The sequence below is a fragment of the Paraburkholderia atlantica genome, from assembly GCF_000092885.1.
Taxonomy (GTDB): Bacteria; Pseudomonadota; Gammaproteobacteria; order Burkholderiales; family Burkholderiaceae; genus Paraburkholderia; species Paraburkholderia atlantica.
Genome location: NC_014117.1, coordinates 411,940 through 438,048 on the forward strand (window position 1 = coordinate 411,940; position 26,109 = coordinate 438,048).

General features: G+C 64.8%; 20 protein-coding genes. 13 read left to right on the forward strand and 7 right to left on the reverse strand.

The genetic code is table 11. The annotated features are described in order from the left end of the window. Positions 1 to 34 precede the first annotated feature (34 nt). The 4 genes from BC1002_RS01905 (at position 35) to BC1002_RS01920 (ending at position 6,493) form a co-directional block, all read left to right on the forward strand. A complete protein-coding gene (locus BC1002_RS01905) occupies positions 35 to 1,822 on the forward strand; it encodes an acyl-CoA dehydrogenase C-terminal domain-containing protein (protein ID WP_013088384.1) in 1,788 nt (595 codons plus the stop codon). A gap of 123 nt (positions 1,823 to 1,945) precedes the next feature. Then, positions 1,946 to 4,381, forward strand: coding sequence for a 3-hydroxyacyl-CoA dehydrogenase/enoyl-CoA hydratase family protein (locus tag BC1002_RS01910; RefSeq protein ID WP_013088385.1), 2,436 nt, complete (start codon positions 1,946 to 1,948; stop codon positions 4,379 to 4,381). Between the two features lie 25 nt (positions 4,382 to 4,406). Continuing rightward, entirely contained in the window at positions 4,407 to 5,606 is a 1,200-nt protein-coding gene (locus tag BC1002_RS01915) for an acetyl-CoA C-acyltransferase (protein WP_013088386.1), read from the forward strand. 116 nt (positions 5,607 to 5,722) lie between these two features. Then, the gene (locus BC1002_RS01920; RefSeq protein ID WP_041734270.1) at positions 5,723 to 6,493 is read left to right on the forward strand and encodes an enoyl-CoA hydratase; all 771 of its coding nucleotides are present in this window, start codon (positions 5,723 to 5,725) and stop codon (positions 6,491 to 6,493) included. A 68-nt stretch (positions 6,494 to 6,561) separates the two neighbouring features. On the opposite strand, the gene fdhD is transcribed toward BC1002_RS01920, so the two are convergent. Further along, a complete protein-coding gene (gene fdhD / locus BC1002_RS01925) occupies positions 6,562 to 7,446 on the reverse strand; it encodes a formate dehydrogenase accessory sulfurtransferase FdhD (RefSeq protein ID WP_013088388.1) in 885 nt (294 codons plus the stop codon). A gap of 158 nt (positions 7,447 to 7,604) precedes the next feature. On the opposite strand from fdhD, the gene BC1002_RS01930 reads away from it, so the two are divergent. Both BC1002_RS01930 and BC1002_RS01935 read left to right on the forward strand, forming a co-directional pair. After that, on the forward strand, positions 7,605 to 8,081 hold the full coding sequence (locus tag BC1002_RS01930; RefSeq protein WP_013088389.1) for a nitrate reductase associated protein: 477 nt from the start codon (positions 7,605 to 7,607) through the stop codon (positions 8,079 to 8,081). 253 nt (positions 8,082 to 8,334) lie between these two features. Beyond that, the gene (locus BC1002_RS01935) at positions 8,335 to 11,502 is read left to right on the forward strand and encodes a sensor domain-containing protein (protein ID WP_013088390.1); all 3,168 of its coding nucleotides are present in this window, start codon (positions 8,335 to 8,337) and stop codon (positions 11,500 to 11,502) included. A 73-nt stretch (positions 11,503 to 11,575) separates the two neighbouring features. Here BC1002_RS01935 and BC1002_RS01940 read toward each other — a convergent pair whose 3' ends face one another. Together BC1002_RS01940 and BC1002_RS01945 are read right to left on the reverse strand one after the other, a co-directional pair. Continuing rightward, a complete protein-coding gene (locus BC1002_RS01940) occupies positions 11,576 to 12,187 on the reverse strand; it encodes a glutathione S-transferase family protein (RefSeq protein ID WP_013088391.1) in 612 nt (203 codons plus the stop codon). 122 nt (positions 12,188 to 12,309) lie between these two features. Continuing rightward, positions 12,310 to 12,705 carry an acyl-CoA thioesterase gene (locus BC1002_RS01945; protein ID WP_013088392.1) on the reverse strand — a complete coding sequence of 132 codons (396 nt, stop codon included), beginning with the start codon at positions 12,703 to 12,705 and terminating at the stop codon, positions 12,310 to 12,312. 205 nt (positions 12,706 to 12,910) lie between these two features. Here BC1002_RS01945 and BC1002_RS01950 point away from each other — a divergent pair, with 205 nt between their 5' ends. Beyond that, positions 12,911 to 14,809, forward strand: a complete 1,899-nt coding sequence (locus tag BC1002_RS01950) for an ABCB family ABC transporter ATP-binding protein/permease (protein ID WP_013088393.1) — start codon at positions 12,911 to 12,913, stop codon at positions 14,807 to 14,809. A 3-nt stretch (positions 14,810 to 14,812) separates the two neighbouring features. On the opposite strand, the gene murU is transcribed toward BC1002_RS01950, so the two are convergent. Both murU and BC1002_RS01960 read right to left on the reverse strand, forming a co-directional pair. After that, entirely contained in the window at positions 14,813 to 15,526 is a 714-nt protein-coding gene (murU, locus tag BC1002_RS01955) for an N-acetylmuramate alpha-1-phosphate uridylyltransferase MurU (RefSeq protein WP_013088394.1), read from the reverse strand. Between the two features lie 3 nt (positions 15,527 to 15,529). Then, positions 15,530 to 16,597 carry an aminoglycoside phosphotransferase family protein gene (locus BC1002_RS01960; protein ID WP_013088395.1) on the reverse strand — a complete coding sequence of 356 codons (1,068 nt, stop codon included), beginning with the start codon at positions 16,595 to 16,597 and terminating at the stop codon, positions 15,530 to 15,532. A gap of 224 nt (positions 16,598 to 16,821) precedes the next feature. Between BC1002_RS01960 and BC1002_RS01965 the strand changes: the two genes are divergently transcribed. The 4 genes from BC1002_RS01965 to rsmA all read left to right on the forward strand — a co-directional run bounded on the left by BC1002_RS01965 (position 16,822) and on the right by rsmA (position 22,599). Next, entirely contained in the window at positions 16,822 to 19,194 is a 2,373-nt protein-coding gene (locus BC1002_RS01965) for an LPS-assembly protein LptD (protein ID WP_013088396.1), read from the forward strand. Between the two features lie 65 nt (positions 19,195 to 19,259). Then, the gene (locus BC1002_RS01970; protein ID WP_026228000.1) at positions 19,260 to 20,624 is read left to right on the forward strand and encodes a peptidylprolyl isomerase; all 1,365 of its coding nucleotides are present in this window, start codon (positions 19,260 to 19,262) and stop codon (positions 20,622 to 20,624) included. Positions 20,625 to 20,637: 13 nt separating this feature from the next. Then, positions 20,638 to 21,648: a 4-hydroxythreonine-4-phosphate dehydrogenase PdxA gene (gene pdxA, locus BC1002_RS01975; protein WP_013088398.1), complete on the forward strand. Its 1,011-nt coding sequence runs from the start codon at positions 20,638 to 20,640 to the stop codon at positions 21,646 to 21,648. Positions 21,649 to 21,756: 108 nt separating this feature from the next. Continuing rightward, positions 21,757 to 22,599, forward strand: a complete 843-nt coding sequence (gene rsmA, locus BC1002_RS01980) for a 16S rRNA (adenine(1518)-N(6)/adenine(1519)-N(6))-dimethyltransferase RsmA (RefSeq protein WP_013088399.1) — start codon at positions 21,757 to 21,759, stop codon at positions 22,597 to 22,599. 45 nt (positions 22,600 to 22,644) lie between these two features. On the opposite strand, the gene BC1002_RS01985 is transcribed toward rsmA, so the two are convergent. Together BC1002_RS01985 and gloA are read right to left on the reverse strand one after the other, a co-directional pair. Continuing rightward, a complete protein-coding gene (locus BC1002_RS01985) occupies positions 22,645 to 23,592 on the reverse strand; it encodes a DMT family transporter (protein ID WP_013088400.1) in 948 nt (315 codons plus the stop codon). Between the two features lie 169 nt (positions 23,593 to 23,761). Next, positions 23,762 to 24,157: a lactoylglutathione lyase gene (gene gloA / locus BC1002_RS01990; protein ID WP_013088401.1), complete on the reverse strand. Its 396-nt coding sequence runs from the start codon at positions 24,155 to 24,157 to the stop codon at positions 23,762 to 23,764. 336 nt (positions 24,158 to 24,493) lie between these two features. On the opposite strand from gloA, the gene BC1002_RS01995 reads away from it, so the two are divergent. Next, positions 24,494 to 25,330 carry an ABC transporter substrate-binding protein gene (locus BC1002_RS01995; protein WP_013088402.1) on the forward strand — a complete coding sequence of 279 codons (837 nt, stop codon included), beginning with the start codon at positions 24,494 to 24,496 and terminating at the stop codon, positions 25,328 to 25,330. 51 nt (positions 25,331 to 25,381) lie between these two features. Beyond that, positions 25,382 to 26,098, forward strand: coding sequence for an amino acid ABC transporter permease (locus BC1002_RS02000; RefSeq protein WP_013088403.1), 717 nt, complete (start codon positions 25,382 to 25,384; stop codon positions 26,096 to 26,098). The last annotated feature ends 11 nt before the right edge of the window (positions 26,099 to 26,109 follow it).

Below are 26,109 nucleotides of genomic sequence, written 5' to 3' on the forward strand. Positions count from 1 at the left end.
GCCTGGCTTTTTGTCAATCTAGGGAGAGGAAGTCATGGGACAGTACGCCGCGCCGCTGCGCGACATGCAATTCGTGTTACACGAACTGCTCAACGTCGAAGGCGAACTTCGGCACATGCCGAAGCACGCCGATCTCGACGCCGACACGATCAACGCGGTGCTCGAGGAAGCCGGCAAGTTCTGCTCCGAAGTGCTGTTCCCGCTCAACCACAGCGGCGATAAGGAAGGCTGCACGTATGTCGGCGACGGCGTCGTGACCACGCCGAAGGGCTTCAAGGAAGCCTATCAACAATACGTCGAAGCCGGCTGGCCGGCGCTTGGCTGCGACCCGGAATACGGCGGTCAGGGGCTGCCCGCGTTCGTCAACAACGCGCTCTACGAAATGCTGAACTCAGCGAATCAAGCGTGGACGATGTATCCGGGCCTGTCGCACGGCGCGTACGAATGCCTGCACGCGCACGGCACGCCGGAGCTGCAGCAGCGCTATCTGCCGAAGCTCGTCGCGGGCGTCTGGACCGGCACGATGTGTCTGACCGAGCCGCATTGCGGCACCGACCTCGGCATTCTGCGCACCAAGGCCGAGCCGAATGGCGACGGCTCGTACTCGATCAGCGGCACTAAGATCTTCATCTCGAGCGGTGAACACGATCTGGCGGAGAACATCGTTCACCTCGTGCTCGCGCGTCTGCCGGATGCGCCGAAGGGCACCAAGGGAATTTCGCTGTTCATCGTGCCGAAGTTCGTGCCGAACGAAGCGGGCGAGCCCGGCGAGCGCAATGGCGTGAAGTGCGGCTCGATCGAGCACAAGATGGGCATTCACGGCAACGCGACCTGCGTGATCAACCTCGACAACGCGAAGGGCTGGATGGTCGGCGAGCCGAACAAAGGCCTGAACGCGATGTTCGTGATGATGAACGCCGCGCGTCTCGGCGTCGGCATGCAGAGCCTCGGCCTGACCGAAGTCGCGTATCAGAATTCGCTCACGTATGCGAAAGAGCGTCTGCAGATGCGTTCGCTGACCGGACCGAAGGCGCCGGAGAAGGCCGCCGATCCGATCATCGTGCATCCGGACGTGCGCCGCATGCTGCTGACGCAGAAGGCCTACGCCGAAGCCGGCCGCGCGTTCTCGTACTGGTCGGCGCTGCAGATCGACAAGGAGCTGTCGCACGCCGACGAAGCCGAGCGCAAGGAAGCCGCCGACCTGGTCGCGCTGCTCACGCCGATCCTGAAGGCGTTCCTGTCGGACAACGCGTTCGAAGGCACCAATCACGCGATGCAAATCTACGGCGGCCACGGCTTCATCGCCGAATGGGGCATGGAGCAGTACGTGCGCGACGCGCGCATCAACATGATCTACGAAGGCACCAACGGCATCCAGTCGCTCGACCTGCTCGGCCGCAAGGTGCTGGGTGACATGGGCGCGAAGCTGAAGAAGTTCGGCAAGCTCGTCGCCGAGTTCGTCGAAGCCGAAGGCATCAAGCCGGAAATGCAGGAGTTCGTGAACCCGCTCGCCGACATCGGTGAAAAGGTGCAGAAGCTGACGATGGAAATCGGCATGAAGGCGATGCAGAATCCGGACGAAGTCGGCGCCGCGGCCGTGCCGTATCTGCGCACGGTCGGCCATCTGGTGTTCTCGTACTTCTGGGCGCGCATGGCGCGTATCGCGCTGGACAAAGAGGCATCGGGCGATCCGTTCTACAAGGCGAAGCTCGCGACCGCGCGGTTCTACTTCGCGAAGCTGCTGCCCGAAACGGCGATGACGATCCGCCAGGCGCGGGCCGGTTCGAAGCCGATGATGGACGTCGAAGAAGCGTTGTTCTAACGCTCACAGATAGAGCGAGGCGCCCGCGCGGAGCGAACCCGCGTTGCCTCGCTCCAGACCACACACCTCGCGCGAAGCATGGCTGATGCTTCGCGCCACCGCACAACTCTCCGGAGAAACGACGTGAGCAATCTGATCATTCGCAAGGTAGCCGTGCTCGGCGCCGGCGTGATGGGCGCGCAGATCGCCGCGCACCTGATCAACGCCAAGGTGCCCGTGCTGCTGTTCGATCTGCCCGCCAAGGAAGGCCCCAAAAACGGCATCGCGCTGAAGGCGATCGAGAATCTGAAGAAGCTGTCGCCGGCGCCGTTCGGCGTGAAGGACGACGCGCAATACATCCAGCCCGCGAACTACGACGACGACATCGAGAAGCTCGCCGAGTGCGACGTCGTGATCGAAGCGATCGCCGAACGGATGGACTGGAAACACGACCTGTACAAGAAGGTCGCGCCGCACATCGGTCCGAGCGCGATCTTCGCGACCAATACGTCGGGGCTGTCGATCACCGCGTTGTCCGAAGGTTTCTCGGACGAACTGAAGGCGCGCTTCTGCGGCGTCCACTTCTTCAATCCGCCGCGCTACATGCATCTGGTCGAACTGATCCCGACCGCGACGACGCGTCCGGAAATTCTCGATCAGCTCGAAACCTTCCTGACCAGCGTGGTCGGCAAAGGCGTCGTGCGCGCGAAGGACACGCCGAACTTCATCGCGAACCGCGTCGGCGTTTTCTCGATCCTCGCGGTTATCGCCGAAGCCGGGAAGTTCGGCCTGCGTTTCGACGAAGTGGACGACCTGACCGGCGCGCGCCTCGGCCGCGCGAAGTCGGCGACGTTCCGCACCGCCGACGTGGTCGGTCTCGACACGATGGCGCACGTGATCAAGACGATGCAGGACACGCTGCCGGACGATCCGTTCTTGCCGGTCTACGAAACGCCGGCTGTGCTCGCTGAACTGGTGAAGAAGGGCGCGCTCGGTCAGAAGTCCGGCGCCGGCTTCTACCGCAAGGAAGGCAAGGCGATCAAGGTGCTCGACCCGAAGACCGGCGAGTACGTCGACGGCGGCGGCAAGGCGGACGAAATCGTCGGCCGCATCCTGAAGCGTCCGGCTGGCGAGCGCCTGAAGCTGTTGCGTGAAACGCAGCATCCGCAGGCGCAGTTCCTGTGGTCGATCTTCCGCGACGTCTTTCACTACATCGCCTTGCATCTGGAGTCGATCGCCGGCAACGCGCGCGACGTCGACCTCGCGATCCGCTGGGGCTTCGGCTGGAACGAAGGTCCGTTCGAGGGCTGGCAGACGGCCGGCTGGAAGCAGGTCGCCGAGTGGGTGCAGCAAGACATCGCGGCGGGCAAGTCGCTCGCCAACGTACCGCTGCCGTCGTGGGTGCTCGAAGGTGCGGTCGCCGACAAGGGCGGCGTGCACACGGCCGAAGGTTCGTGGTCGCCGGCCACGCAGACGTTCGTGCCGCGCTCGTCGCTCGACGTGTACAAGAAGCAGGTGTTCCGCGCGCCGCTCATCGGCGAAACCGGCGCCGATCCGAAGACTTACGGCAAGACGCTGTTCGAGACCGATGCGGTGCGCGCATGGGTCGACGATCGCGCGGGCGAGGACGACGTGCTGATCGTGTCGTTCAAGAGCAAGATGAACACGATCGGACCGGCGGTGATCGAAGGTCTGACGCAGGCGATCGAACTGGCCGAGAAGGAGTACAAGGGCCTCGTCGTGTGGCAACCGACTTCGCTGAAGCTCGGCACGCCGGGCGGTCCGTTCTCGGCGGGCGCGAACCTCGAAGAAGCGATGCCCGCGTTCATGATGGGCGGCGCGAAGGGCATCGAGCCGTTCGTGAAGAGTTTCCAGCAAGGCATGCTGCGCGTGAAATATGCGAACGTGCCGGTGGTTGCGGCGATCTCGGGCATCGCGCTCGGCGGTGGCTGCGAGCTCGCGTTGCATAGCGCGAAGCGTGTCGCGCACATCGAGAGCTATCTGGGTCTCGTCGAAGTCGGCGTGGGGCTGGTGCCGGCGGGCGGTGGCCTGAAAGAAGCGGCGCTGCGCGCGGCCGAAGCGGCAAGCCAGGTCGGGGCGACCAACGATCTGCTGAAGTTCCTGCAAAAGTCGTTCGAGAACGCGGCGATGGCGAAGGTGTCGTCCTCCGCGCTCGATGCACGCGCGATGGGCTACCTGAAGCCGTCCGACACGATCGTCTTCAACGTGTTCGAACTGCTCGACGTCGCGAAGAAGGAAGCGCGCGCGCTCGCCGCGGCGGGCTACCGTGCGCCGCTGCGCGCGACCCAGGTGCCGGTCGCGGGCCGCTCGGCGATCTCGACGATCAAGGCGTCGCTCGTCAACATGCGCGACGGCCGCTTCATCAGCGATCACGACTTCCTGATCGCGAGCCGCATCGCGGAAGCGGTGTGCGGCGGCGACGTCGAAGCGGGCAGCCTCGTCGACGAAGAATGGCTGCTGCAACTCGAGCGTCGTGCGTTCGTCGAGCTGCTCGGCACGCAAAAGACGCAGGAACGGATCATGGGCATGCTGCAGACCGGCAAGCCGGTGCGCAACTAAGCGGGCGACTGAAGAGGAACTCGAAATGACCAAGCAATTGCAAGACGCATATATCGTCGCCGCGAGCCGCACGCCGATCGGCAAGGCGCCGCGCGGCATGTTCAGGAACACACGCCCGGATGAGCTGCTGGTTCACGCGATCAAGTCGGCCGTCGCCCAGGTGCCCGGCCTCGACACCGGCGTGCTCGAAGACGCGATCGTCGGTTGCGCGATTCCGGAAGCGGAGCAGGGCCTGAACGTCGCGCGGATCGGCGCGCTACTCGCCGGTCTGCCGAACACGGTCGGCGGTGTCACGGTGAACCGCTTCTGCGCGTCGGGTTTGACAGCGCTCGCGATGGCCGCGGATCGTATCCGCGTCGGCGAAGCTCACGCGCTGATCGCGGGCGGCTGCGAATCGATGAGCATGGTGCCGATGATGGGCAACAAGCCGTCGCTGTCGCCGCATATCTTCGATCGCAACGAAGACGTCGGCATCGCATACGGCATGGGCCTGACCGCGGAAAAAGTCGCCGAGCGCTGGAAGATCAGCCGCGAAGCGCAGGACGCGTTCTCGGTGGAATCGCACCGCCGCGCGATCGCCGCGCAGCAAGCCGGCGAATTCAACGACGAAATCGCCGCGTACACGATCACCGACCGCGTGCCCGATCTCGCGACCGGTGAAATCAACGTGAAAACGCGCGAGGTGAAGCTCGACGAAGGCCCGCGCGCGGACACGTCGATGGAAGGCCTGGCGAAGCTGCGCGCGGTGTTCGCGAACAAGGGCTCGGTCACGGCGGGCAACAGTTCGCAGACCTCAGACGGCGCGGGCGCGTTGATCGTCGTGTCGGAAAAGATCCTCAAGCAGTTCAACCTGACGCCGCTCGCGCGCTTCGTCAGCTTCGCGGTGCGCGGCGTGCCGCCGGAAATCATGGGCATCGGCCCGAAGGAAGCGATTCCGGCCGCGCTGAAGGCTGCGGGGCTGAAGCAGGACGACCTCGACTGGATCGAGCTGAACGAGGCGTTCGCCGCGCAGTCGCTCGCGGTGATTCAGGACCTCGGCCTCGATGCATCGAAGCTCAACCCGCTCGGCGGCGCGATCGCACTGGGCCATCCGCTCGGCGCGACGGGCGCGATTCGTGCGGCGACCGTGGTGCATGGCCTGCGCCGCCGCAACTACAAGTACGGCATGGTGACGATGTGCGTCGGTACCGGCATGGGCGCGGCGGGCATCATCGAGCGTTTGTGAGCCGCTGATCGAACGGGGGCTCCTTCGGTGATCCATTAAGGACCGCGCAACGGTTCGCAGGCCGCCCGGCTTGCGAACCGTTTTTACATTCAGCAGGAGACAGGGAGATGAGCGGGATGATGACGGATATTCTGGTCGAGCGCGCCGATGCGGTGCTGACCATCAGCTTCAACCGGCCCGGCAGGAAAAACGCGATCACGGCCGCGATGTATCAGACGATGGCCGACACGCTCGTGGAAGCGCAGGGCGACGCGTCGGTGCGCGCGATCCTGATTCGCGGCAGCGCGGGCATTTTCAGCGCGGGCAACGATCTCGAAGACTTCATGAAGACGCCGCAGGTCGGCGGCAACCCGCCGGTGATCCAGTTCCTGCGCGCGATCAGCGCGGCGGAGAAGCCGCTCGTGGCGGCGGTCGCGGGGCCGGCGGTTGGCGTCGGCACGACGTTGCTGCTGCATTGCGATCTGGTCTACGCGGCCGACACCGCGAGTTTTTCGCTGCCGTTCACACAGCTCGGGCTGTGCCCGGAGGCGGCGTCGAGCCTGCTGCTGCAACGCGTGGCCGGCTACCAGGCGGCGGCGGAAAAATTGCTGCTCGGCGAGGCATTCGACGCGGCGGAAGCGCTCCGTATGGGCTTGGTGAATCGCGTGCTGCCGGCGGGCGAAGTCGACGCGTTCGCGGCGTCGCAGGCTGCGAAGCTGGCGGCGCTGCCGGCGTCATCGTTGCGTGTGACGAAGAGCCTGATGAAACGCGCGAGCCAACAGGAAGTGCAAACGCAGATGACCGAGGAATTCGTGCACTTCGGCAAGATGCTGCTCGCGCCCGAGGCGCGCGAGGCGTTCAAGGCGTTCTTCGAGAAGCGCAAGCCGGATTTCCGGCAGTTCGACTGAGCGACCTGCGGCGCAGCCGTGCTTCGCGTCGAGTTACCCGTGAGTCGCCGCTGCGCCGCTTCAATCGCTCAAACCTGCGGCTGCCACGTGTCGTAATCGACGTAACTGCCTTCGCGGCAGAAGCTCACGAGCCGCACGCGCGCCTCGCGTGCGATCGCAATCGCGAGCGACGACGGCGCCGAGATCGTCGCGACCATCGGCACGTCGACGCGCGCAGCCTTGCGCACCAGTTCGTAGCTCGCGCGGCTCGACAGAAACACGAAACCGTCGCGCGTGTCGGCGCGATCGAGCACGAGCTGGCCGATCAGCTTGTCGAGCGCGTTGTGGCGGCCGACGTCCTCGAACGCATAGCGGATCACGCCTTGCGCATCACACCACGCGGCCGCGTGCAGGCCGCCCGTCAAACGCGTGAGCGCCTGGTGCTCGGGCAGCGCGCGCGCGGCGCGCGCGATCGCATCGGGCGCGAGCCGCTGCAGAAAACCGGTGTCGGGTACCCGCTGCGGTTTCAGATCGAGCAGATCGATGCTTTCGATGCCGCACACGCCGCAGCCGGTGCGCCCGGCCAGCGCGCGGCGCTTTTCCTTCAAACCGGCGAAAGCCTGCTGCACGACCTGCAACTGCACCTCAGCATGCGGCAGTTCGCCATGCCCGTGCAGTTCGACCTCGATGTCCTGAATGTCGCTGCCACGCTCGACGATCCCCTCCGAAATCGCGAAGCCGACCGCGAACGCTTCGAGATCGCGCGGCGTGCACATCATCACCGCGTGCGATATGCCGTTGAACACCAGCGCGACCGGCCACTCCTGGCCGACGTGATCGGTGGCGGTTTCGATCGCCGTGCCCCGATGGCGGTGCACTTCGAGTTGCACCGCGCCGGCTTGTTCGTCGCTGTCGAGGTCGTGGGGCTGGCCGTTTGGCGCCTCGGTTGCGCGTCCGTTTTCCTGTCCGTTCAAGCTGCTTCGCTCCTGTGCCATGCCGCGCATTCAAGTGTCCGTCGGGCTCGCCGGATGCTTCGCGGCCGCCGTCGCACGGGCCGCCGTCGCGCGAATAAGGTTCTAAAATACCTCAAGCGACGCCCGCACGCTGTCCGCCACCGACAAGGAGCACTGACATGGGACTCAACGAAGCACCGCTTCTGTTCGACTTCGAAGTCGCGTCTTCGGAGAATTTCACTTATATCCCGATGTCGGTGCGCTTCAATCTCGACCGTTTCGGGCTGCGCATCACGCTCGCGCAATGGCAGCAACTGCCGCTCGAAGACCGCAAGCTGCTCGCGCGTTTCCCGGTCGAAGAAGACACGCAGATCGAACCGAATTTCGATCACGCGCTGTTCGAGATGCTGCGCACGCACGCGAACATCGAACCGGAGTGGTTCACGCCGGAGGAGTCGCCAGCCTGGCGTCAAACCGACAGTGTGCCCGACGGCGTCGCACACCAGGCGGGGCTGGCCGGACTCGCCGCGCCGAGCGTCGCGCGCTGGGCCGAGCTCGATCCATTCAAGCGCTACGTGCTCGCGAAGCTGTCCCGCAAGCCCGAGGCGAACCACGATTTCGTCCCGGCGATGAAGGAATTTGGAGCGGCCGGCTAGGTGCGGCCGGCTAGGCACTGCCGGCCACGGACCGGCCCGCCCGATACCCCCACCATGGCGCCCCCCGCCAGGCGCCCCCACCATCTCGCAACCTTCCCCCAATCCTCAGATTTTTTTCACGCCGACCCTCAACCCGCCTCCGATCGCTGCCGATATCCAAAGGTTGGCGCGTAAAAGATTTGCATCGATGCGGCCCAACGCACCGGTAGCGAGCGCGCTCTCCCGCCCTCGGAACGATTGACGTTCGGAACCCATGAATCCTTTTTTGTCGAAGCGACTGCTGATCAATATTGCGGTCGTGGTCGTCGCGGTCGGTGCAAACGCGTTCGTCGCGTACACGCAGATTCGCGGGCAGCGCGATGCCGATGCGCGCCTCGCGCGCTCGACCAGTGTGCGCCAGAACCTCGATGCGTATCACGCCGCGCTAGGTAAAGCGCTTGCCGTGGTGCACCGCCGGAAGGAATCGGGCGATCCGGTGCCGCCGGACGCGGCCGCTTCGATGATGAATACACTCGCGAGCCGCGAGGACGCACTGCGCGACGAGCTCGCGAGCGAGCCGTCCATGTCGGGGGCGCTCGCCAGCCTGAGCGCGGCGCGGCACGCGCTGCAGCACGATCTCGAGGACACGCTGCGCGGTACCGCGAGCGACTTACCCGGCGCGGCCAGCGCGACGTCGGGCGCGGCACCGACCGGAGCACCGATCTCGGCCCCCCTCGACGCATCCGTCGACTCCGCGCCGTCCAACCCGCAGCTTGCCTCCTCGCTAGAGCGTGTCGAAGCCGCGCTCGCCACGTTGCGCAGCGAGGAAACCCGCTCGTTGCAAGCCGCGCTCGCGGCATCGGCGAGCGACAGCCAGCGCGCGATGTTCGTGCTGCTCGTGACGATGCTCTCCGGCAGCGTGCTGCTGATGCTCACGTTCGGCGTGCGCGAGAACAGCGTGCGTGAAAAGCTGCGCAGCGCCCGCGCGCTGGCGCGCAACGACGAGCGTTTTCGCAGCCTGTTCGACGATCACACGGTGCCGATGTACATCTTCGATCGCGACACACTGCGCTTTCTCGCCGTCAACACGGCCGCGATCGAGCAATACGGCTACACGGAAAGCGAGTTTCTGGGCATGACGATCCGCGCGATTCGCCCGACCTCCGAAGTCGCGCGCCTCGAGAGGCATTTGGCGCGCAGCGCGGACCTGCGCCAGAGCCACACGATGGCAGGCATCTGGCGGCATCGGCGCAAGGACGGCTCGATCATCAGCGTCAACGTGTCGTATCACGCGCTCAACTTCATGGGCCGCGACGCGTCGTTCGTGCTGGCGGACGACGTCACCGATCAGATCAACGCCGAAGCCGAAGCGCTGCGCTCGAATCAAATGCTCGAAGCGGTGATCGACAACATTCCGCAGCGTATTTTCTGGAAGGATCTGAACTCGCGCTATCTGGGCTGCAACATGGCGTTCGCGCGCGATGCGGGGCTCGCGTATCCCGAGCAGGTGGTCGGCAAGAGCGACACCGATTTGCCGTGGCGCGCGTTCGCCGACCTGCTGAACGAGCACGATCGCGAAGTCGCGAGCACCGGCGTGCCGAAGATGAACTTCGAGGTCGACTTCGTGATCGACGGCGTGCATCGGACGAGGGTCACGAGCAAGCTGCCGTTCACCGACGGCGACGGCCAGGTGATCGGCGTGCTTGGCTCTTACACCGACATCACCGAGCAAAAGCGCGCCGACCTCGCGCTGCGTCTGCAAAGCCGTGCGCTCGACGCGAGTGTCAACGCGATCCTGATCACCGCGCCGTCGCCGTCGGGCAATCTGATCGAATACGTGAATCCGGCGTTCATGCGCATCACCGGCTACGATCTCGATGAGGTGATCGGTCACGACTGCCGCGTGCTGCAGCGCGACGACCGTGACCAGGAGGGCGTCGCGCTGATCCGCGAGGCGCTCGCGGCGAATCGCGAGGTCAGCGCGGTGGTGCGCAACTATCGCAAGGACGGTGCGCTGTTCTGGAATCAGCTGTTCATCGCGCCGGTGCCGAACGCGGAAGGCGTGATCACCCATCATATCGGCGTCATCAACGACGTGACCGAACTGATCCGCTATCAGGAACAGCTCGAATACCAGGCCAACTACGACGGCCTGACGCGGCTGCCGAACCGCAACCTGCTGCGCGACAGGCTCGAACATGCGCTCGTCGTCGCGCAGCGGCATCACACGGGCGTGGCGGTCGTGTTCCTCGATCTCGACGGTTTCAAGAACGTCAACGACAGCCTCGGCCATAGCGTCGGCGACCGGCTGCTCGGCGTGGTCGCCGAACGGCTCGCGCGCTGCTCGCGCACCAGCGACACGGTGGCGCGCCACGGCGGCGACGAGTTCGTGATCGTGATGACCGACACCGTCGACGAGCAATCGCTGATCACGTGGATGGAGCGCGTGCGCGCGTCGATCGCGGAGCCGGTGTGGCTCGACGGCACCGAGCTGTACGTCGGCTGCAGCATGGGCGCGAGCCTGTTCCCGCAGGACGGCGACGATGCAGAAACGCTGATGAAGAAGGCCGACGTCGCGATGTACCGCGCGAAGGACATGGGCCGCAACACGTTCCAGTTCTATCAGCCGGAGATGAACGCGAGCGCGGGCGCGCGCCTGAATCTCGAACGACGCCTGCGCCGCGCGCTGCGCGACAACGAGTTCCTGCTGCACTATCAGCCGCAGGTCGATATCGTCAGCGGCCAGATCGTCGGCATCGAGGCGCTGGTGCGCTGGCACGATCCCGAGGCCGGGCTCGTGCCCCCGTCGTCGTTCATTCCGCTTGCCGAGGAAAGCGGGCTGATCGGGCCGCTATCGGAGTGGGTGCTGCGCGAGGCGTGCCGCCAGAACAAGGCGTGGCAGGATCAGGGCTTGCCGCCGGCGCGCGTGTCGGTGAATCTGTCGGCGCGGGTGTTCCAGCAGCGCAACATCGCGAAGCTCGTGATGCAGGTGCTCGCCGAGACCGGGCTCGAACCGAGGTACCTCGAACTGGAGCTGACCGAAAGCACGATCATGCGCAACGCGGAAGAAGCGGTGTTGATGCTCAACGAGCTGCACGCGCTCGGCATCGGTCTCGCGATCGACGATTTCGGCACTGGCTATTCGAGCCTCAGCTATCTGAAGCGCTTTCCGGTAGACCGCTTGAAGATCGACCGCTCGTTCGTGTCGGATATCGGCGTGTCGGGCGACGACGAGACGATCACATCGGCGATCATCGCGCTCGCGCATTCGCTGAAGCTGCAAGTGATCGCCGAGGGCGTGGAGACGTCCGCGCAACTCGACTTCCTGAAGGAACGCGCGTGCGACGAAATGCAGGGCTTCTATTTCGCCAAGCCGCTATCGACGGAAGGTATTTCCGAGCTGCTGCACGGCGGGTTGGTGCCGGAGCTGGAGCCGGCGTGAGGGGGGCGAGACGCGCGGCGCCCAAGGTCGCCGCGGGTCGCCGCGTGTCGCCGCGTGTCGCGTCAAACGCCGATCACTGCGCCGGCGTGTCGTTGAATACCGGCAGGCTTTCCGCGAACGCGGAAAATTGTTCGAGCCGCGGATGATCGGTCTTGCTGACCTCATCCGGCAGCATCATGTGCGTGAACTGCCACGCGACGGCGACGGCTACGTCCGCCGCGCTGAACTGCTGCTGCGTGTCGGGCAGCGGCCCTTCGCGCAACTCGCGTTCGAGCTCGGCATAGGCGGCGAGCAGTTGCGTTCGCACGCGCTCCACCCACGGTTCATGCTGCTTCTCCTGAGGCCGCAGATTGCGCTCGTAGACGATTTGCACGCTCTTTTCGCACGCGGCGAGCGCGAGACCCGTCAGACGCGCGGCGCGCAACGCCGCGTCGGCTTGCGTCGGGAACAGTGGGGTGGGACCGGCGAGCGTCGCCAGATACTGCAGGATCACCGCCGAATCCATCACGACCGCGCCGTTGTCGGCGACGAGCGTCGGCGCCTTGACGACCGGGTTGATCTTCGCGAACTGGTCGTAGGTGCGGAATACCGAAATCGACTCGTGTTCGAAGTCGAGCGCGAGCAGCTTCATGCAGATGGCGACGCGCCGCACGTACGGCGAGTCGAGCATTCCGATCAGTTTCATCACGTTTCCATTGGAAGAACGACTATCGGGCGCCCGGGCCTCATGCGCTGATCGGCTGAAACGGCTAGCGGGTGGCGCGGCGCGTGGCGCGTGGAACCGCTAGCTTAAGCATCCTTGCCGGCTCAGTCCAGCACAGGCAGCGCGCGCGGACGGCGGTCGCTGTCGGTGGCGACGTAGGTGAGGATCGCTTCCGTGACCTTGACGACTTCCTGCGACAGGCTCATCCGCTGCGCGTAGACCTCGACCGATACCGTCACCGACGTATTGCCGGTCTTCACGATATCCGCGTAAAAGCTCAGCAGGTCGCCGACGAACACCGGCTGCTTGAACAGGAACGAATTGACCGCGATCGTCGCGACCCGTCCATTCGCGCGACGGCTTGCCGGAATCGAGCCGGCGATGTCGACCTGCGCCATGATCCAGCCGCCGAACACGTCGCCGTGAATGTTCGCGTCCGACGGCTGTGGCATCACGCGCAGCGCGCAAGGCTTGGAAGGAAGTTGAAGAAGATCGGTCATCGGGACATCCTTGGGGAACGTGTTCGAGTGTATTGACGCGCACGGACGGAATGGCTGGGCCAGCCCGACCGTAGGCGGCGGAAAGCGCCGCCAGCTGGCTTCTGCGACAATACGGGGGATCAGGAATTGTACGGGAAAGCGCCCAGCCAGGCGCGCGAGCCGCGCCGCTGCGAACTCCGGCAGTTCCACACTCTCCCCACGATTTATGCGCCGCGCTCCTTCGTCAGAACCCTCGCCGATTTCCACCGGACCCCGCAACGACTGGCAAACGATCCTGTCGCTGCTGCCGTACCTTGCAACCTACAAATGGCGAGTCGGCATTGCGCTCGGCTGCCTGATCGGCGCGAAGGTCGCGAACCTCGGCGTGCCGATCGTGATGAAGCACATCGTCGACAGTCTCGCGTCGATCCGCCATCTGACCGCGCTCGGGCGCGCGCAGGACGCGCCCGGCATCGTGCTGCTCGGCGGCGTCGGCTTGCTGGTGGTCGCGTATGCGGTGGTGCGGCTGTCCACGTCGTTCTTCACCGAACTGCGCGAGATGCTGTTTTCGAAAGTGACCGAAAGCGCAGTGCGCCAGCTGGCGCTGAAAGTGTTTCGTCATCTGCACGGGCTGTCGCTGCGCTTTCATCTGGAGCGGCAGACGGGCGGCATGTCGCGCGATATCGAACGCGGCACGCGCGGCATCACGCAGCTGATTTCCTATTCGCTGTACAGCATCCTGCCGACGCTCGTCGAAGTCGGTCTCGTGCTCGGCTTTTTCGTCGTCAAATACGAGGCCTATTACGCGATCGTCACGTTCATCGCGCTCGCGGCGTACATCGCGTTCACGGTGAAGGTCACCGAGTGGCGCACGCACTTTCGCCGCACGATGAACGAGCTCGATTCGAAGGCGAATTCGCGCGCGATCGACTCGCTGCTCAACTACGAAACCGTCAAGTACTTCGGCAACGAGGAGTGGGAAGCGAGCCGCTACGACGAAAACCTGAAGCGCTATCGCGCGGCGGCGATCAAGTCGCAGCGTTCGCTGTCGGCGCTGAACTTCGGGCAGCAGGCGATCATCGGCACGGGGCTCGTATTCATCCTGTGGCGCGCGACCCAGGGCGTGATGGCCGGGCGCCTGACGCTCGGCGACCTCGTGCTGATCAACACGTTCATGCTGCAGCTGTACATCCCGCTGAATTTCCTCGGCGTGGTCTATCGTGAGCTGAAGCAGAGCCTGACCGACATGGACCGCATGTTCACGCTGCTCGGCGCGCCGCAGGAAGTGCCCGATGCGCCCAATGCAGTGGCCTTGCAGGTCCGCGGCGCGCAAGTGCGTTTCGACAACGTGAGCTTCGCGTACGAGTCTTCGCGACCGATTCTGCACGACGTGAGCTTCACGATCGCGGCCGGCACGACGACCGCGGTGGTCGGCCATAGCGGCTCGGGCAAGTCGACGCTCGCGCGGCTGCTGTTCCGCTTCTACGACCTCGACCGCGCGACGGGCGGCGCGATCCGGATCGACGGGCAGGATATTCGCGACGTCACGCAGGACTCCTTGCGTGCGTCGATCGGCATCGTGCCGCAGGACACGGTGCTGTTCAACGACTCCATCTACTACAACATCGCGTACGGGCGGCCGTCGGCGACGCGCGACGAAGTGATCGCGGCGGCGCGTGCCGCGCATATCCACGAGTTCATCGAGAGTCTGCCGAAGGGCTACGACACACCGGTCGGCGAGCGCGGGCTCAAGCTCTCGGGCGGCGAAAAGCAGCGCGTCGCGATCGCGCGGACCATCCTGAAGAATCCGCCGATCCTGCTGTTCGACGAAGCGACGTCCGCGCTCGACTCGCGCTCCGAGCGCGCGATTCAGCATGAGCTCGACCTGATCGCGCGCGAACGCACGACGCTGATCATCGCGCACCGGCTGTCGACGGTCGTGCACGCGCAGCAGATCATCGTGATGGACAAGGGGCGCATCGTCGAGCGCGGCACGCACGCCGAGCTATTGCGCGCGAACGGCCTGTTCGCGCAGATGTGGGCGCTGCAGCAGCGCGCCGCGCAGACCACGGACGCGGTGGAAAGGGCGGAAGCGGTCGGGGCCGGCGACAGCGCGGCGAAGTAAAGCTCAGCGCGCGCGCAGCAGCCGATCGAGCGCTTCCAGCTGCGCCTGCGTGCCGACGTTTTCCCACACGCCTTCGTACAGCTCGCCGCTCGCGAGCCCACGCGCGATCGTCGCGCGATAATACGGGCTCAGCGCGCGCCGAGTGCCGCGCGGCAGATCGCGGAACATGCGCGTGTCGTACAGCCCGAAACTGCCGAACGTGAGGCGCGGCTGCGTGTCGAGCGACAGCACGCCGTCGACGAGGCCAAAGTCGCCGTTCGGATGAAACGCCGGATTCGGCACCATCACCAGATGCATGCCGGGCTCGGGCAGCGCCTTCAGCGCGCCGGCGTGCGCGTGCAGCGCGGCATAGTCGTAGTCGGTGTAGACGTCGCCGGCTGCCGCGACGAACACGTGATCCGCACCGTCGTCGGTCAGCAGCGGCAGCGCCTGCGCGATGCCGCCCGCGGTCTCCAGCGCCTCGTGCTCGGGCGAGTAGTGCAGCTCGACCTGCCAGCGCGAACCGTCGCCGAGCGCTGCTTCGAGCTGCGCGCCGAGCCACGCATGGTTGATCACGATGCTACGGATGCCGGCCCGCGCGAGCCGTTCGATCTGCCACACGATCAGCGGCTTGCCGCCCACTTCGAGCAAGGGCTTCGGACACGTGTCGGTCAACGGACGCATGCGCTCGCCGCGGCCAGCGGCGAAAATCATCGCTTTCTTCACGGACATCGTCATCGGTCAGAAGGTGTAGCCGATTTCCTGCGCGCGGCCTTCGAGGTCGTCGAGCAGTTTCGCGAACCCGCGCAGCGGCGCGTAACGCTCGGCCACCTTGCGCGCATAGCCGATGAAGCGCGGCAGGTCTTTCATGTAATGCGCCTTGCCGTCGCGGTAGTTGATGCGGCAGAACAGGCCCAGCACCTTGATGTGCCGCTGCAGCCCCATCCATTCGAGCTGGCGGTAGAACTCGCCGAAATCGGCATCGACCGGCAGGCCGGCTTTTTTCGCGCGCTCCCAGTAGTACACGAAGCAGTCGAGCTCGAACTCCTCGTCCCAGCTGAGGAACGCATCGCGCAGCAGCGACACGACGTCGTACGAGATCGGGCCGTACACCGCGTCCTGGAAGTCGATCACGCCGGGGTTCGGCTCGGCGATCATCAGATTGCGCGGCATGAAATCGCGCAGCATAAAGCTTTGCGGCTGCGCGCGCGCGCTCGCGATCAGCAGCGCGAACGTGCGATCGAGCTGCGCGCGCGTTGCGGCATCGACCTCGCGGCCGAGGTGCCGGCCGATGAACCACTCGGGCATCAGCTCCATTTCGCGATGAAGGAACGCTTCGTCGAACGGCGGCAGCACGTCTTCGCGCGAGCAGAGCTGCCAGCGGATCAGCGCGTCGAGCGCGTCGCGCATCAGCTTACGGGCCGCGCGGGTGTCCCCTGCGGCCTGCGCGTCGGTCAGCGCGCCGAGGTATGGCGCGGTGCCGAGATCGGTGACGAGCATGAAGCCCGCGTCGAAGTCGACCTCGAGCACGCGCGGCACGTGCACGCCGGCGGCGTCGAGCAATTGCGCGATCTGCGCGAATTCGCGGCATTTTTCGGGCGGCGGCGCGTCGACGGCGATCAGCGTGGCCGCGCCGTTGCCTTGCGGCGGCTTACCGGCGAGCCGGAAATAACGGCGGAAACTGGCGTCGGACGAGGCCGGAACGATCGTGTCGAGCTCCAGCGCATGGCGCGCCGCGTGGCCTTGCAGCCAGGCCTTGAGCAGGGAGAGACGGGGGTCGGTGAAGTCTTGGGTGGAAGGCAGCGTCATGAAAAGCGGCGGCAAATTCTTGGGGACAACGTCTTGCCATATAATACCCCACGACTTTTTTGACGCGACTCACACGCCAGCTTTCGCGTGCTCCGTTTTACCGCCCGCCTCATCACTCGGCAAATTGGGAATCCAGACGTGCAGCCGACTCTCACGGTCGCGGTGTGCAGGCGGTGGATCGTGACGACGGAAGCTTGCACACGGGTCGACTCGCCAAACGATACATGCCGCCCAGACAGCTTTCCGATACCACTCCTTCCTGTGCAGTAGCGCCGCGCAAAAGGCGGCTCGTCGCGGCGCTTGTCGCCGTTCCGGGCCTGATGCCCGCGCTTGCGCACGCCCAGCTGGTGGGGGAAGCTGCGCAACCGCAACCGGTCTACCCGCCATGGGGCATGCAGCTCGCGCCGCAGCTCGAGGATCATCCGTTGCAAACGGGCCAGCGGCCGGCCACCTTCGTGCTCGGCGACCACGCGAGCGGCACGGTCGACCAGGATCTGGCCGCCAAGGGCTCGGCCGAAGTGCGCCACAACACGTCCGTGATCAAGGCCGACGGCCTGCACTACGATCAGGACACGGACATGGCCGATGCGTACGGCAATGTCCACGTGATCAATACCGGCAATACCTTCATCGGGCCCGAAGCGCATCTGCGCGTCGATTCGACCGAAGGTTTCATGACCGCGCCGAAGTATCGCTTCACGTTGACGGGCGGCTCGGGCAGCGCACAGCGCGTCGACCTGCTCGACGCCGAGCGTTCGGTGTTCACGAAGGCCACCTACACGGCATGCGCGTGCACGGACGATCCGGCCTGGTACATCAAGGGCAGCGAGTTCGATTTCGACACCGGCGCGGACGAAGGCGTCGCCTACAACAGCGTGCTGTTCTTCCAGGGCGTGCCGGTGTTCGCGTCGCCGTGGCTGTCGTTCCCGCTGTCGGGCGAGCGGCGCAGCGGCCTGTTGCCGCCCACGTTCTCGCTCAGCTCGTCGAACGGCTTCGAGCTGTCGGTGCCGTATTACTTCAACATCGCGCCGAATCGCGATCTGACGGTCACGCCGCGTCTGATCTCGAAGCGCGGTGTGCAGCTGCAGAGCACGTTCCGCTATCTGTCGCCGACGTATTCCGGTTCGATCACCGGTGAATTTCTGCCTGACGATCGCCTGACGAAGACCAACCGCTACGCGCTGTACATCCAGCACAACCAGAATTTCGGTAACGGCTTCGGCGGCTACATCTACTACAACAAGGTTTCGGATAACACCTATCCGCAAGACCTGTCGTCGTCGGTCAACCAGTTCATGAACGGCCTCCAGCTCCTGTACCAGCAGGAAGCCGGGGTGACCTACAACAACGGGCCGTGGTCCGTGCTCGCGCGCGAGCAGCACTGGCAGACGCTGCAGGAGTCGGTCGCGCCGTACGGCCGCGAGCCGCAGCTGAACGTGAAGTACGCGAAGTACAACGTCGGCGGCTTCGACTTCGGCGCCGAGGCCGACTACACGAACTTCCGCATCACCACCGCGGATCTGACCGAAGGCCAGCGGGTGCTGTTCAACCCGTACGTGTCGTATTCGGTGGTGGGACCGGGCTACTTCGTCACGCCGAAGGTGCAGTGGCACTTCGCGTCGTACAACCTGAACAACATCGGCACCGATCTGAACGGGGTGCCGAACCCGCAGAAGAATTTCACCGAGTCGATCCCGACCTTCACGTTCGACACGGGGCTGACCTTCGAGCGCTCGGTGCGCCTGTTCGGCCAGGATTTCATCCAGACGCTGGAGCCGAGGCTGTACTACGTCTACACGCCGTACCGCAACCAGAACAACGCGCCGCTGTTCGATACCGCCGAGTCCGACTTCGGCCTCGCGGAAATCTTCACGCCGAACACGTTCGTCGGTAACGACCGGATCGCCGACGCGAACCGCCTGACCGCGGGTCTCACCACGCGCTTCATCAACCCGGCCACCGGCGACGAACGCGCGCGTTTCGTGATCGCGCAGCAGTACTATTTCCGGGATCAGCGCGTCACGTTGCAGCCTTCGCAGACGAGCGCGCAGGCCACGCACTCGGACCTGATCGCGGGTGCGGCGATCAAGCTGGGTGCCGGTTTCGCTTCGGAAACGGCGTTCCAATATAATGCGGACAATAACCAGCTCACGAAGACGAGCGTCGGCTTCGGGTTCAGTCCGGAGACCGGCAAGGTCCTCAACGTGGCGTACCGCTACACCCGCGCCAACACCACGCTCGACAACCAGCCGATCAACCAGGTGCTGATTTCGGGCCAATGGCCGCTGTCGCACCGGATGTACGGTGTCGGCCGGTTCAACTACGACCTCGGTGGCCACCGTATCGTCGACGGCCTGGTCGGCCTGCAATACGACGCGGATTGCTGGACGCTCGGCGCCGGCATCCAGCGCTATGCGAACGGCCTGAACTCGTCGGGACAGACTCAGTCGAGCACGCGGTTTCTCGCGCAGTTGACGTTCAAGGGGTTGTCGAGCGTCGACAACGGGCTGATGACCGCGTTCCGCAGCAGTGTGGCCGGCTATACGCCGTTGCCGCCGCCGCCACCGCCGGAGTCGCGGTTCACCAACTACGAATGACGGTCGCCCGGTCATTCATGGCATGCGAAAAGACGGGCGAAGCGCCCGACATCATTGGAGTATCTGTGGCAATCATGAAACAGCTTCGCTTGGCAATACTCGCGGCGGGTCTCGTCGCCGCGGCGTCCTTCGTTCCAGTCGCGTCGGTACAGGCGCAGGCATTGGGCGGCAATAGCGGCCAGACGGTCGACACCATCGCCGCGGTGGTCAACAACGGTGTCATCACGCAGCGCGAGCTCGACGAGCGGGTCGGTCTGATCGCGCACCGGCTGAACCAGCAGAACGCTCCGGTACCGCCGACCGACCAGTTGCGCCAGCAGGTGCTCACGCAGATGGTGCTCGAGCGCATCCAGTTGCAGAAGGCCAAGGAAGACGGCATCAACATCGACGACGCAGCCGTGCAGCGCACGCTCGAGCGTCTCGCGCAGGCGAACAACATGCCGCTCGCAATGTACCGCGCGCGCATCGAGGCGCAAGGCGTGCCCTGGGCCACGTTCTCGAACGACGCGCGCACGGAGCTGACGCTGTCGCGTCTGCGCGAGAAAGAAGTGGACAGCAAGATCACGGTGACGGACGCCGAGGTCGCGAACTACATCGCCAGCCAGCGCGGCCCGGGCGCCGGCCAGACGAGCGACCTGCACATGCAGCACATTTTCGTGAGTGCGCCGCTGAACGCGCCGGAGACCGACATCGAGGCGGCACAGAAGAAGGCTCAGGGGCTGCTCGCCGAAGCAAAGGGCGGCGCGGATTTCGGAAAGCTCGCGAAGGCCAATTCGCAAGCGCCGGACGCGTCGAAGAATGGCGGCGATCTCGGTTTCCTTGCACCGTCGAAGCTGCCGCCCGAGTTCGTGAAGGCCGCGTCGACACTGCGTCCGGGTGAGATCAGTCCGGATCTGATCCGCACCAACGACGGTTTCGAAATCGTGCGTCTGGTCGAGCGCCGTGCCGGCCAGGGCACCAGCGCGGATGCGCCGAAGCTCGTGCAGACGCACGTGCGCCACATTCTGCTGCGCGTCGGCGACGGTCAGTCCGAGCCGCAGGCACGCCAGAAGCTGATCGACATCCGCAACCAGATCGCCGCCGGCGGCGACTTCGCGAAGTTCGCGCACACCTACTCGCAGGACGGCTCGTCGTCGCAAGGCGGTGACCTCGGCTGGATCAGCCCCGGCGAGACGGTGCCCGAGTTCGAGCGCGCGATGAACGCGCTGCAGGACGGTCAGATCAGCGAACCGGTGCGCAGCGAATACGGCTACCACCTGATTCAGGTGCTCGGCCGCCGCGACGCGGAAGGCTCGATTGCACAGCAGATGGATCTCGCACGTCAGGCCATCGGTCAGCGCAAGGCGGAACAGGCGTACGCCGACTGGCTGCGTGAGCTGCGCGATACCGCGTACGTCGAAGTGAAGCCGACCACGGCGAACGTGCAGTAACGGAGCCCATGCCATGACGAGCGCTGCTCAGCCCACCCACCGTCCGCTGCAGATCGCGATCACGACCGGCGAGCCCGCCGGCGTCGGTCCCGAACTGACCGTGCAGGCGCTGGCGGGGGCGGCGGCGCACTGGCCTCACGCACAGTTCACCGTGCTCGGCGATGCGCAATTGCTCGCTGAGCGGGCGCGCGCGGTCGGTGTCGATTGGACCGCGCTGCTCGTGCAGGGCCCGCGCGTGCGTCTCGAACCTCACCCGCTCGGCGCACCCGCGCAGGCAGGCAAGCTCGACGCCGCGAACGGCCGCTATGTGCTCGATCTGCTCGATGCGGCGATCGACGGCGCGGTAGCCGGCAAGTTCGACGCGATCGTCACTGCGCCGCTGCAAAAAAGCACGATCAACGACGCCGGTGTGCCGTTCACCGGCCACACCGAATATCTGGCCGAGCGCACCCATACGCCGCGCGTCGTGATGATGCTCGCGGGCACCGGCAAGCGGCCGCTGCGCGTCGCGCTCGCGACCACGCATCTGCCGTTGAAGGACGTGTCGGCGGCCTTGACGATCGAAAGCCTCGTCGCGACGCTGCGCATCATCGATCACGACCTGCGTCATCACTTCGGCTTGCCCGCGCCGCGCATTCTCGTGACGGGGCTCAATCCGCACGCGGGCGAAAACGGCTACCTGGGTCGCGAGGAAATCGACGTGATCACGCCGGCGTTGCAGCAGGTGAACGGCGAGGGCATCGACGCGCGCGGTCCGTATCCGGCCGACACGCTGTTCCAGCCGCGTTATCTCGAAGAAGCCGACTGCGTGCTCGCGATGTTCCACGACCAGGGCTTGCCGGTGCTGAAGTTCGCGACGTTCGGCGAAGGGATCAACGTGACGCTCGGCCTGCCGATCATCCGCACGTCGGTCGATCATGGCACCGCGCTCGATCTGGCCGGCACCGGCCGTGCCGACGCGGGCAGCCTGATGGCCGCGATCGACACGGCTGTTTCGATGGCGCAGCATCGTCGCGCGGGCTGACGCGCGGGTGACGTGAGCGGTTGCGGCGCGCGTGACGCGCCGCGCGGCGTCGTATTTCCACCGTGACGTCCTTCATTCTCAAGCAGTTTTCTTTCTAGCGTTTCTCCGATGTCCACCAGCAGACAGCAAGGCCGGCACCAGGGCCATCTCGCGCGCAAGCGTTTCGGTCAGAACTTTCTGGTCGACATGGGCGTGATCGATTCGATCGTCGACGTGATCCGGCCGAAGCGCGGCGAGCGCATGGTCGAGATCGGTCCGGGCCTCGGCGCGCTGACCGAGCCGCTGATCGAGCGGCTCGCGACGCCCGAGTCGCCGCTGCACGCGGTCGAACTCGACCGCGATCTGATCGGCCGTCTGAAGACGAAGTTCGGCGAGCTGCTCGAACTGCACTCGGGCGACGCGCTCGAATTCGACTTCGGCTCGCTCGCGGCACCGGGCGACAAGGCGTCGCTGCGCATCGTCGGTAATCTGCCGTACAACATTTCCAGCCCGCTGCTATTTCATCTGGCGACGTTTGCAGACCGCGTGATCGATCAGCACTTCATGCTGCAGAACGAGGTGGTCGAGCGGATGGTCGCGGAACCGGGCACGAAGGCGTTCAGTCGCCTGTCGGTGATGCTGCAATATCGCTACGTGATCGACAAGCAGCTCGACGTGCCACCCGAGTCATTCCAACCGCCGCCGAAGGTCGATTCGGCGATCGTGCGGATGATCCCGTACGAGCGGCACGAACTGCCGATGGTCGATGAAAACGTGCTCGGCGAGGTGGTGACGGCGGCGTTTTCGCAGCGTCGCAAGATGCTGCGCAACACGCTCGCCGCGCTGCGCGACACGGTCGATTTCGACGCGCTCGGCTTCGATCTGCAACGCCGCGCGGAGGACGTGCCGGTCGCCGAATACGTGAGTGTGGCGCAGGCGGTGGCGGCGCGCTCGGCCGCCGCCCCGGAGTAGTCTCGACGTTTGACGACGGCGCCGCGGCCACCGCCGTCGAGCCGCTTAGCGTTTCGCAGGCGCGTTGACGAGCGCGATGCCGGTCAGCACCAGCAGCGCGGCGATCAGAAAGCGCGCGCCGAACGACTCGCCGAGCAGCAGCACGCCGAAGGTCACGCCGAACATCGGCGTCAGAAAAGAAAACACCGACAGCCGCGACGCGATGTAACGCGTCAACATCCAGAACCACAACAGATAGCTGACGAACGCGACGATCACGGCCTGATACGCGAGGCTCGCGAACGCGAGCGGCGTCACGCTTTCCACGCGCACTTCGCCGAGCGTGAGCGCCAGCGCGAGCAGCACCACCGCCGACACCGTCAACTGATAGAACAGCGTCTTGCTCGCGCTCGTCTGCGCCAGCCGCGAGCCGCGTACGACCACCGTGGTCGCGGCCCATGCGATGCCGGCGAGCACGCCTAGCGCATCGCCGGCCGCGCCTGCGAGCGTCGAGCCGTGGGCTGCGCTTGCAGTCGCGCCGGCGTCCGGGTGCAGGAAGCCATCGGCGAATGCGAGCGCTATCCCCGCGAACGCGACGACGATGCCGAGCCATTGGATGCGCCGCATGCGTTCGCCATCGACGAACCAGTGCAGGCCGAGTGCCGTGAAACACGGTGCCGTGTACAGAAAGACCGCCATGCGCGACGCGCTAGTCAGCGTCAGGCCGAAAAAGATGCAAACGAACTCGGCCGCGAACAGCACGCCCGCGACCAGGCCCGCGCCGAGCGTGCCGTCGTCACGAAAGAGCGGCGTGCCGCGCGAGCGTGCCCATGCCCACACGAGCAGCGCCGCGATCGTCGAGCGCAGCCCCGCTTGAAAGACCGGCGGCACCGCCGCATTGGTGGTCTTGATCGCGACTTGCTGTAGGCCCCAGATTGCGCACAGGCCGATCATCAACAGGATCGCGAAGCTATCCGGGGCGCGGCGCGCGGGCAGGGCGGTGGTCGTGCTCATCGTGAATAGTCGGCTTTATTTTTGATAGTGCCGGCGCAAGACAGGATTACCGGGCGAATACGCCCGGCAGCAAATCCCCCAGGTATAACGTGAAGCCGGGCTTTAGGTTGGTTCTGGCGCCTCGCCCGAATCTGTCGAGAAGCGTCCAGCGCGAACGGTTGAACTCGGGTCAGTCGACTCGTCCCTTCTTCTGTATCAGCTCGATCTTGTAGCCGTCCGGATCGGCGACGAAGGCGATGACAGTCGTGCCGTGTTTCATGGGTCCCGCTTCGCGCGTCACGACGCCGCCACGTTTCTTCACTTGTTCGCACGCCGCATAGGCGTCGTCGACTTCAAGGGCGATGTGACCGTACCCGGTTCCGAGGTCGTACTTGCTCGTGTCCCAGTTGTAAGTCAGTTCGATTGCCGCGCCTTCGGATTCGTCCTCGTAACCGACGAAGGCGAGGGTGAATTTCCCCTCCGGGTAGTCGTTCTTCCGGAGCAGGCGCATCCCGAGAACTTCGGTGTAGAAACGGATCGAGGCGTCCAGATCACCGACTCGAAGCATGGTATGCAGGATTCGCATGAGTCCTCCTTTGACAGTTTGTCGATAAATGCATTGACCTGCGGGAATTGTAAATGATTGCCTGGTAGCTCGAAGCCGCGCGGGTCAGCCCGGACTCGATGCGCTTGGTGGAATTCGCGCGCAATTATTCCAACAAAAAAGTGTAGGCAATAAGGGTTTGTGTCCGGTTGCCGCTTTGATATTAGTGTCCAACACTCGGTATCAATCCGATTCGTCAGATAGCAGTCTGATATATCGGACAATCGATGCGTGACCCGGCGAATTTTCAGGCATGCCGAAAGGTGTGCAGCCGATGCGTCTGCTCCGGAACCCTCTTCTCCGCTTAGGACCCTGCCCATGAAGCTCGCCAATCGAGGCGCCAAAGCCGCCTTTCTGTTCGCTGTTGCTGGATTGCTCGCCATCACTGGCTGCACCAAGGTGGCCACGCCGGAGCAGGGCGCGGCGGCATCTCCGTCGACGCTTCAGGGCGTGTTGCAGCGAGGCACGCTGCGCGTCGGGGACTGCCTGACGTTCGCGCCGTTCGGGTTCTATAACAAAGACGGCCAACCGGACGGCTATGACGTGGACCTCGCGAAGGAACTCGCGAAGCAGATGGGTGTGAAGCTCGAGGTCGTGAATACAACGAGCGCGAACCGGATTCCGAATCTGCAGACCAGCAAGGTGGACGTCGTGTTCTGCAACTTCACGCGTAATCTGGAGCGCGCGAAAGTAATCGAATTCACGGCCCCTTACGTGGTTGCCAGCGAAGCGCTGCTGGTCAGAAAAAACAGCGGTATTCAGTCGATCAAGGACATGAGCGGTCGCACGATCGCGACGGTCAAGGGCTCGACCAATGGCGATGAAGTGCGCTCGCTGAATATCCCGGTGAAGATCCAGGAATACGACAGCTCGCAGGCCGCGATACTTGCCGTCAAGCAGGGGCAGGCCGACGCGATGATCGAGGACAACAACTTCCTCGCTTATCAGGCCAAGCTCGATCCTGAACTTGCCGTCACGAACGAAGCGCTGGTCCCGCTCGAATACAACGCGTTCGGCGTCAAGGCCGGTGATCAGGAATGGCTGAACTATCTGAATCTGTTCCTCTTCAACGTCAATGCGTCGAAGCTCAACGCGCAGCTCTACAACAAGTGGTTTGGCACCGATCCGCGCTATCCGCTCAATCCGCAGTTTTAAGACGCGGCAGACGCCGATATCTAGTGAAGCCCGCACGATGGGGAGCATGAGATGAGTTACCAGTGGCTGACTTTGTGGGGCTACGTGCCGGAGTTTTTGAGCGCGAGCTGGCTGACGTTGCAGGTGACCGTGCTGGCCTTCGTACTGGCGTTAGTCCTCGGCTTGTTGACCGCGCTCGCCGGCGCTTCTCCGCTCGCTGTGCTTCGATGGATCGCCCGGGGCTATGTTGAAATCATCCGCAATACGCCTGTCCTGTTGCAGATTTTCATCGTGTTCTTCGGTCTTCCGTCAGCGGGTGTTTCGCTCGACGCGTACTGGGCGGGCGTCATCGCGCTCGGCCTCAACGTCGGTGCTTACCTGTCGGAAGTGTTCCGCGCCGGCATACAGTCGGTGCCGCGCGGCCAAATCGAGGCTGCTGGCATTCTCGGCCTCGAACGCGCGCAGATCTTCGTCGAGGTCGTGCTGCCGCAGGCGACGCGCGCCGTCTATCCGGCCATCGTCAACTACCTGATCCAGTTGCTGCTCGGCACGTCGCTGCTGTCCGCCATTGCATTGCCGGAGTTGACCGGTACGGCGACCGTGATCAACTCGCGCACGCTTCTCTACCTTCAGACGTTCAGCGTGACGCTCGTCGCGTATCTCGTGCTCAGCAACGTACTGTCATGGCTTGCGGCTCAGCTCGGCGCGCGGCTCTTTCATCCTCCCCTCGCCATGCCGGCGCGCACCGGTTTCGGGACAGGCTTTATGCGCCGGACGAAGCGGGCCTGATTCCCGGATTG

Bases quoted from the DNA above. Each gene is read 5' to 3' on its own strand.
- BC1002_RS01915 (WP_013088386.1), top strand. From the start codon at position 4,407: ATGACCAAGCAATTGCAAGACGCATATATCGTCGCCGCGAGCCGCACG.
- BC1002_RS01965 (WP_013088396.1), top strand. From the start codon at position 16,822: ATGCCGCCCAGACAGCTTTCCGATACCACTCCTTCCTGTGCAGTAGCG.
- pdxA (WP_013088398.1), top strand. From the start codon at position 20,638: ATGACGAGCGCTGCTCAGCCCACCCACCGTCCGCTGCAGATCGCGATC.
- BC1002_RS01960 (WP_013088395.1), bottom strand. From the start codon at position 16,597: ATGACGCTGCCTTCCACCCAAGACTTCACCGACCCCCGTCTCTCCCTG.
- BC1002_RS01920 (WP_041734270.1), top strand. From the start codon at position 5,723: ATGATGACGGATATTCTGGTCGAGCGCGCCGATGCGGTGCTGACCATC.
- BC1002_RS01905 (WP_013088384.1), top strand. From the start codon at position 35: ATGGGACAGTACGCCGCGCCGCTGCGCGACATGCAATTCGTGTTACAC.
- rsmA (WP_013088399.1), top strand. From the start codon at position 21,757: ATGTCCACCAGCAGACAGCAAGGCCGGCACCAGGGCCATCTCGCGCGC.
- BC1002_RS01945 (WP_013088392.1), bottom strand. From the start codon at position 12,705: ATGACCGATCTTCTTCAACTTCCTTCCAAGCCTTGCGCGCTGCGCGTG.
- BC1002_RS01940 (WP_013088391.1), bottom strand. From the start codon at position 12,187: ATGAAACTGATCGGAATGCTCGACTCGCCGTACGTGCGGCGCGTCGCC.
- BC1002_RS01950 (WP_013088393.1), top strand. From the start codon at position 12,911: ATGCGCCGCGCTCCTTCGTCAGAACCCTCGCCGATTTCCACCGGACCC.
- murU (WP_013088394.1), bottom strand. From the start codon at position 15,526: ATGACGATGTCCGTGAAGAAAGCGATGATTTTCGCCGCTGGCCGCGGC.
- BC1002_RS01930 (WP_013088389.1), top strand. From the start codon at position 7,605: ATGGGACTCAACGAAGCACCGCTTCTGTTCGACTTCGAAGTCGCGTCT.
- BC1002_RS01935 (WP_013088390.1), top strand. From the start codon at position 8,335: ATGAATCCTTTTTTGTCGAAGCGACTGCTGATCAATATTGCGGTCGTG.
- BC1002_RS02000 (WP_013088403.1), top strand. From the start codon at position 25,382: ATGAGTTACCAGTGGCTGACTTTGTGGGGCTACGTGCCGGAGTTTTTG.
- BC1002_RS01995 (WP_013088402.1), top strand. From the start codon at position 24,494: ATGAAGCTCGCCAATCGAGGCGCCAAAGCCGCCTTTCTGTTCGCTGTT.
- BC1002_RS01985 (WP_013088400.1), bottom strand. From the start codon at position 23,592: ATGAGCACGACCACCGCCCTGCCCGCGCGCCGCGCCCCGGATAGCTTC.
- gloA (WP_013088401.1), bottom strand. From the start codon at position 24,157: ATGCGAATCCTGCATACCATGCTTCGAGTCGGTGATCTGGACGCCTCG.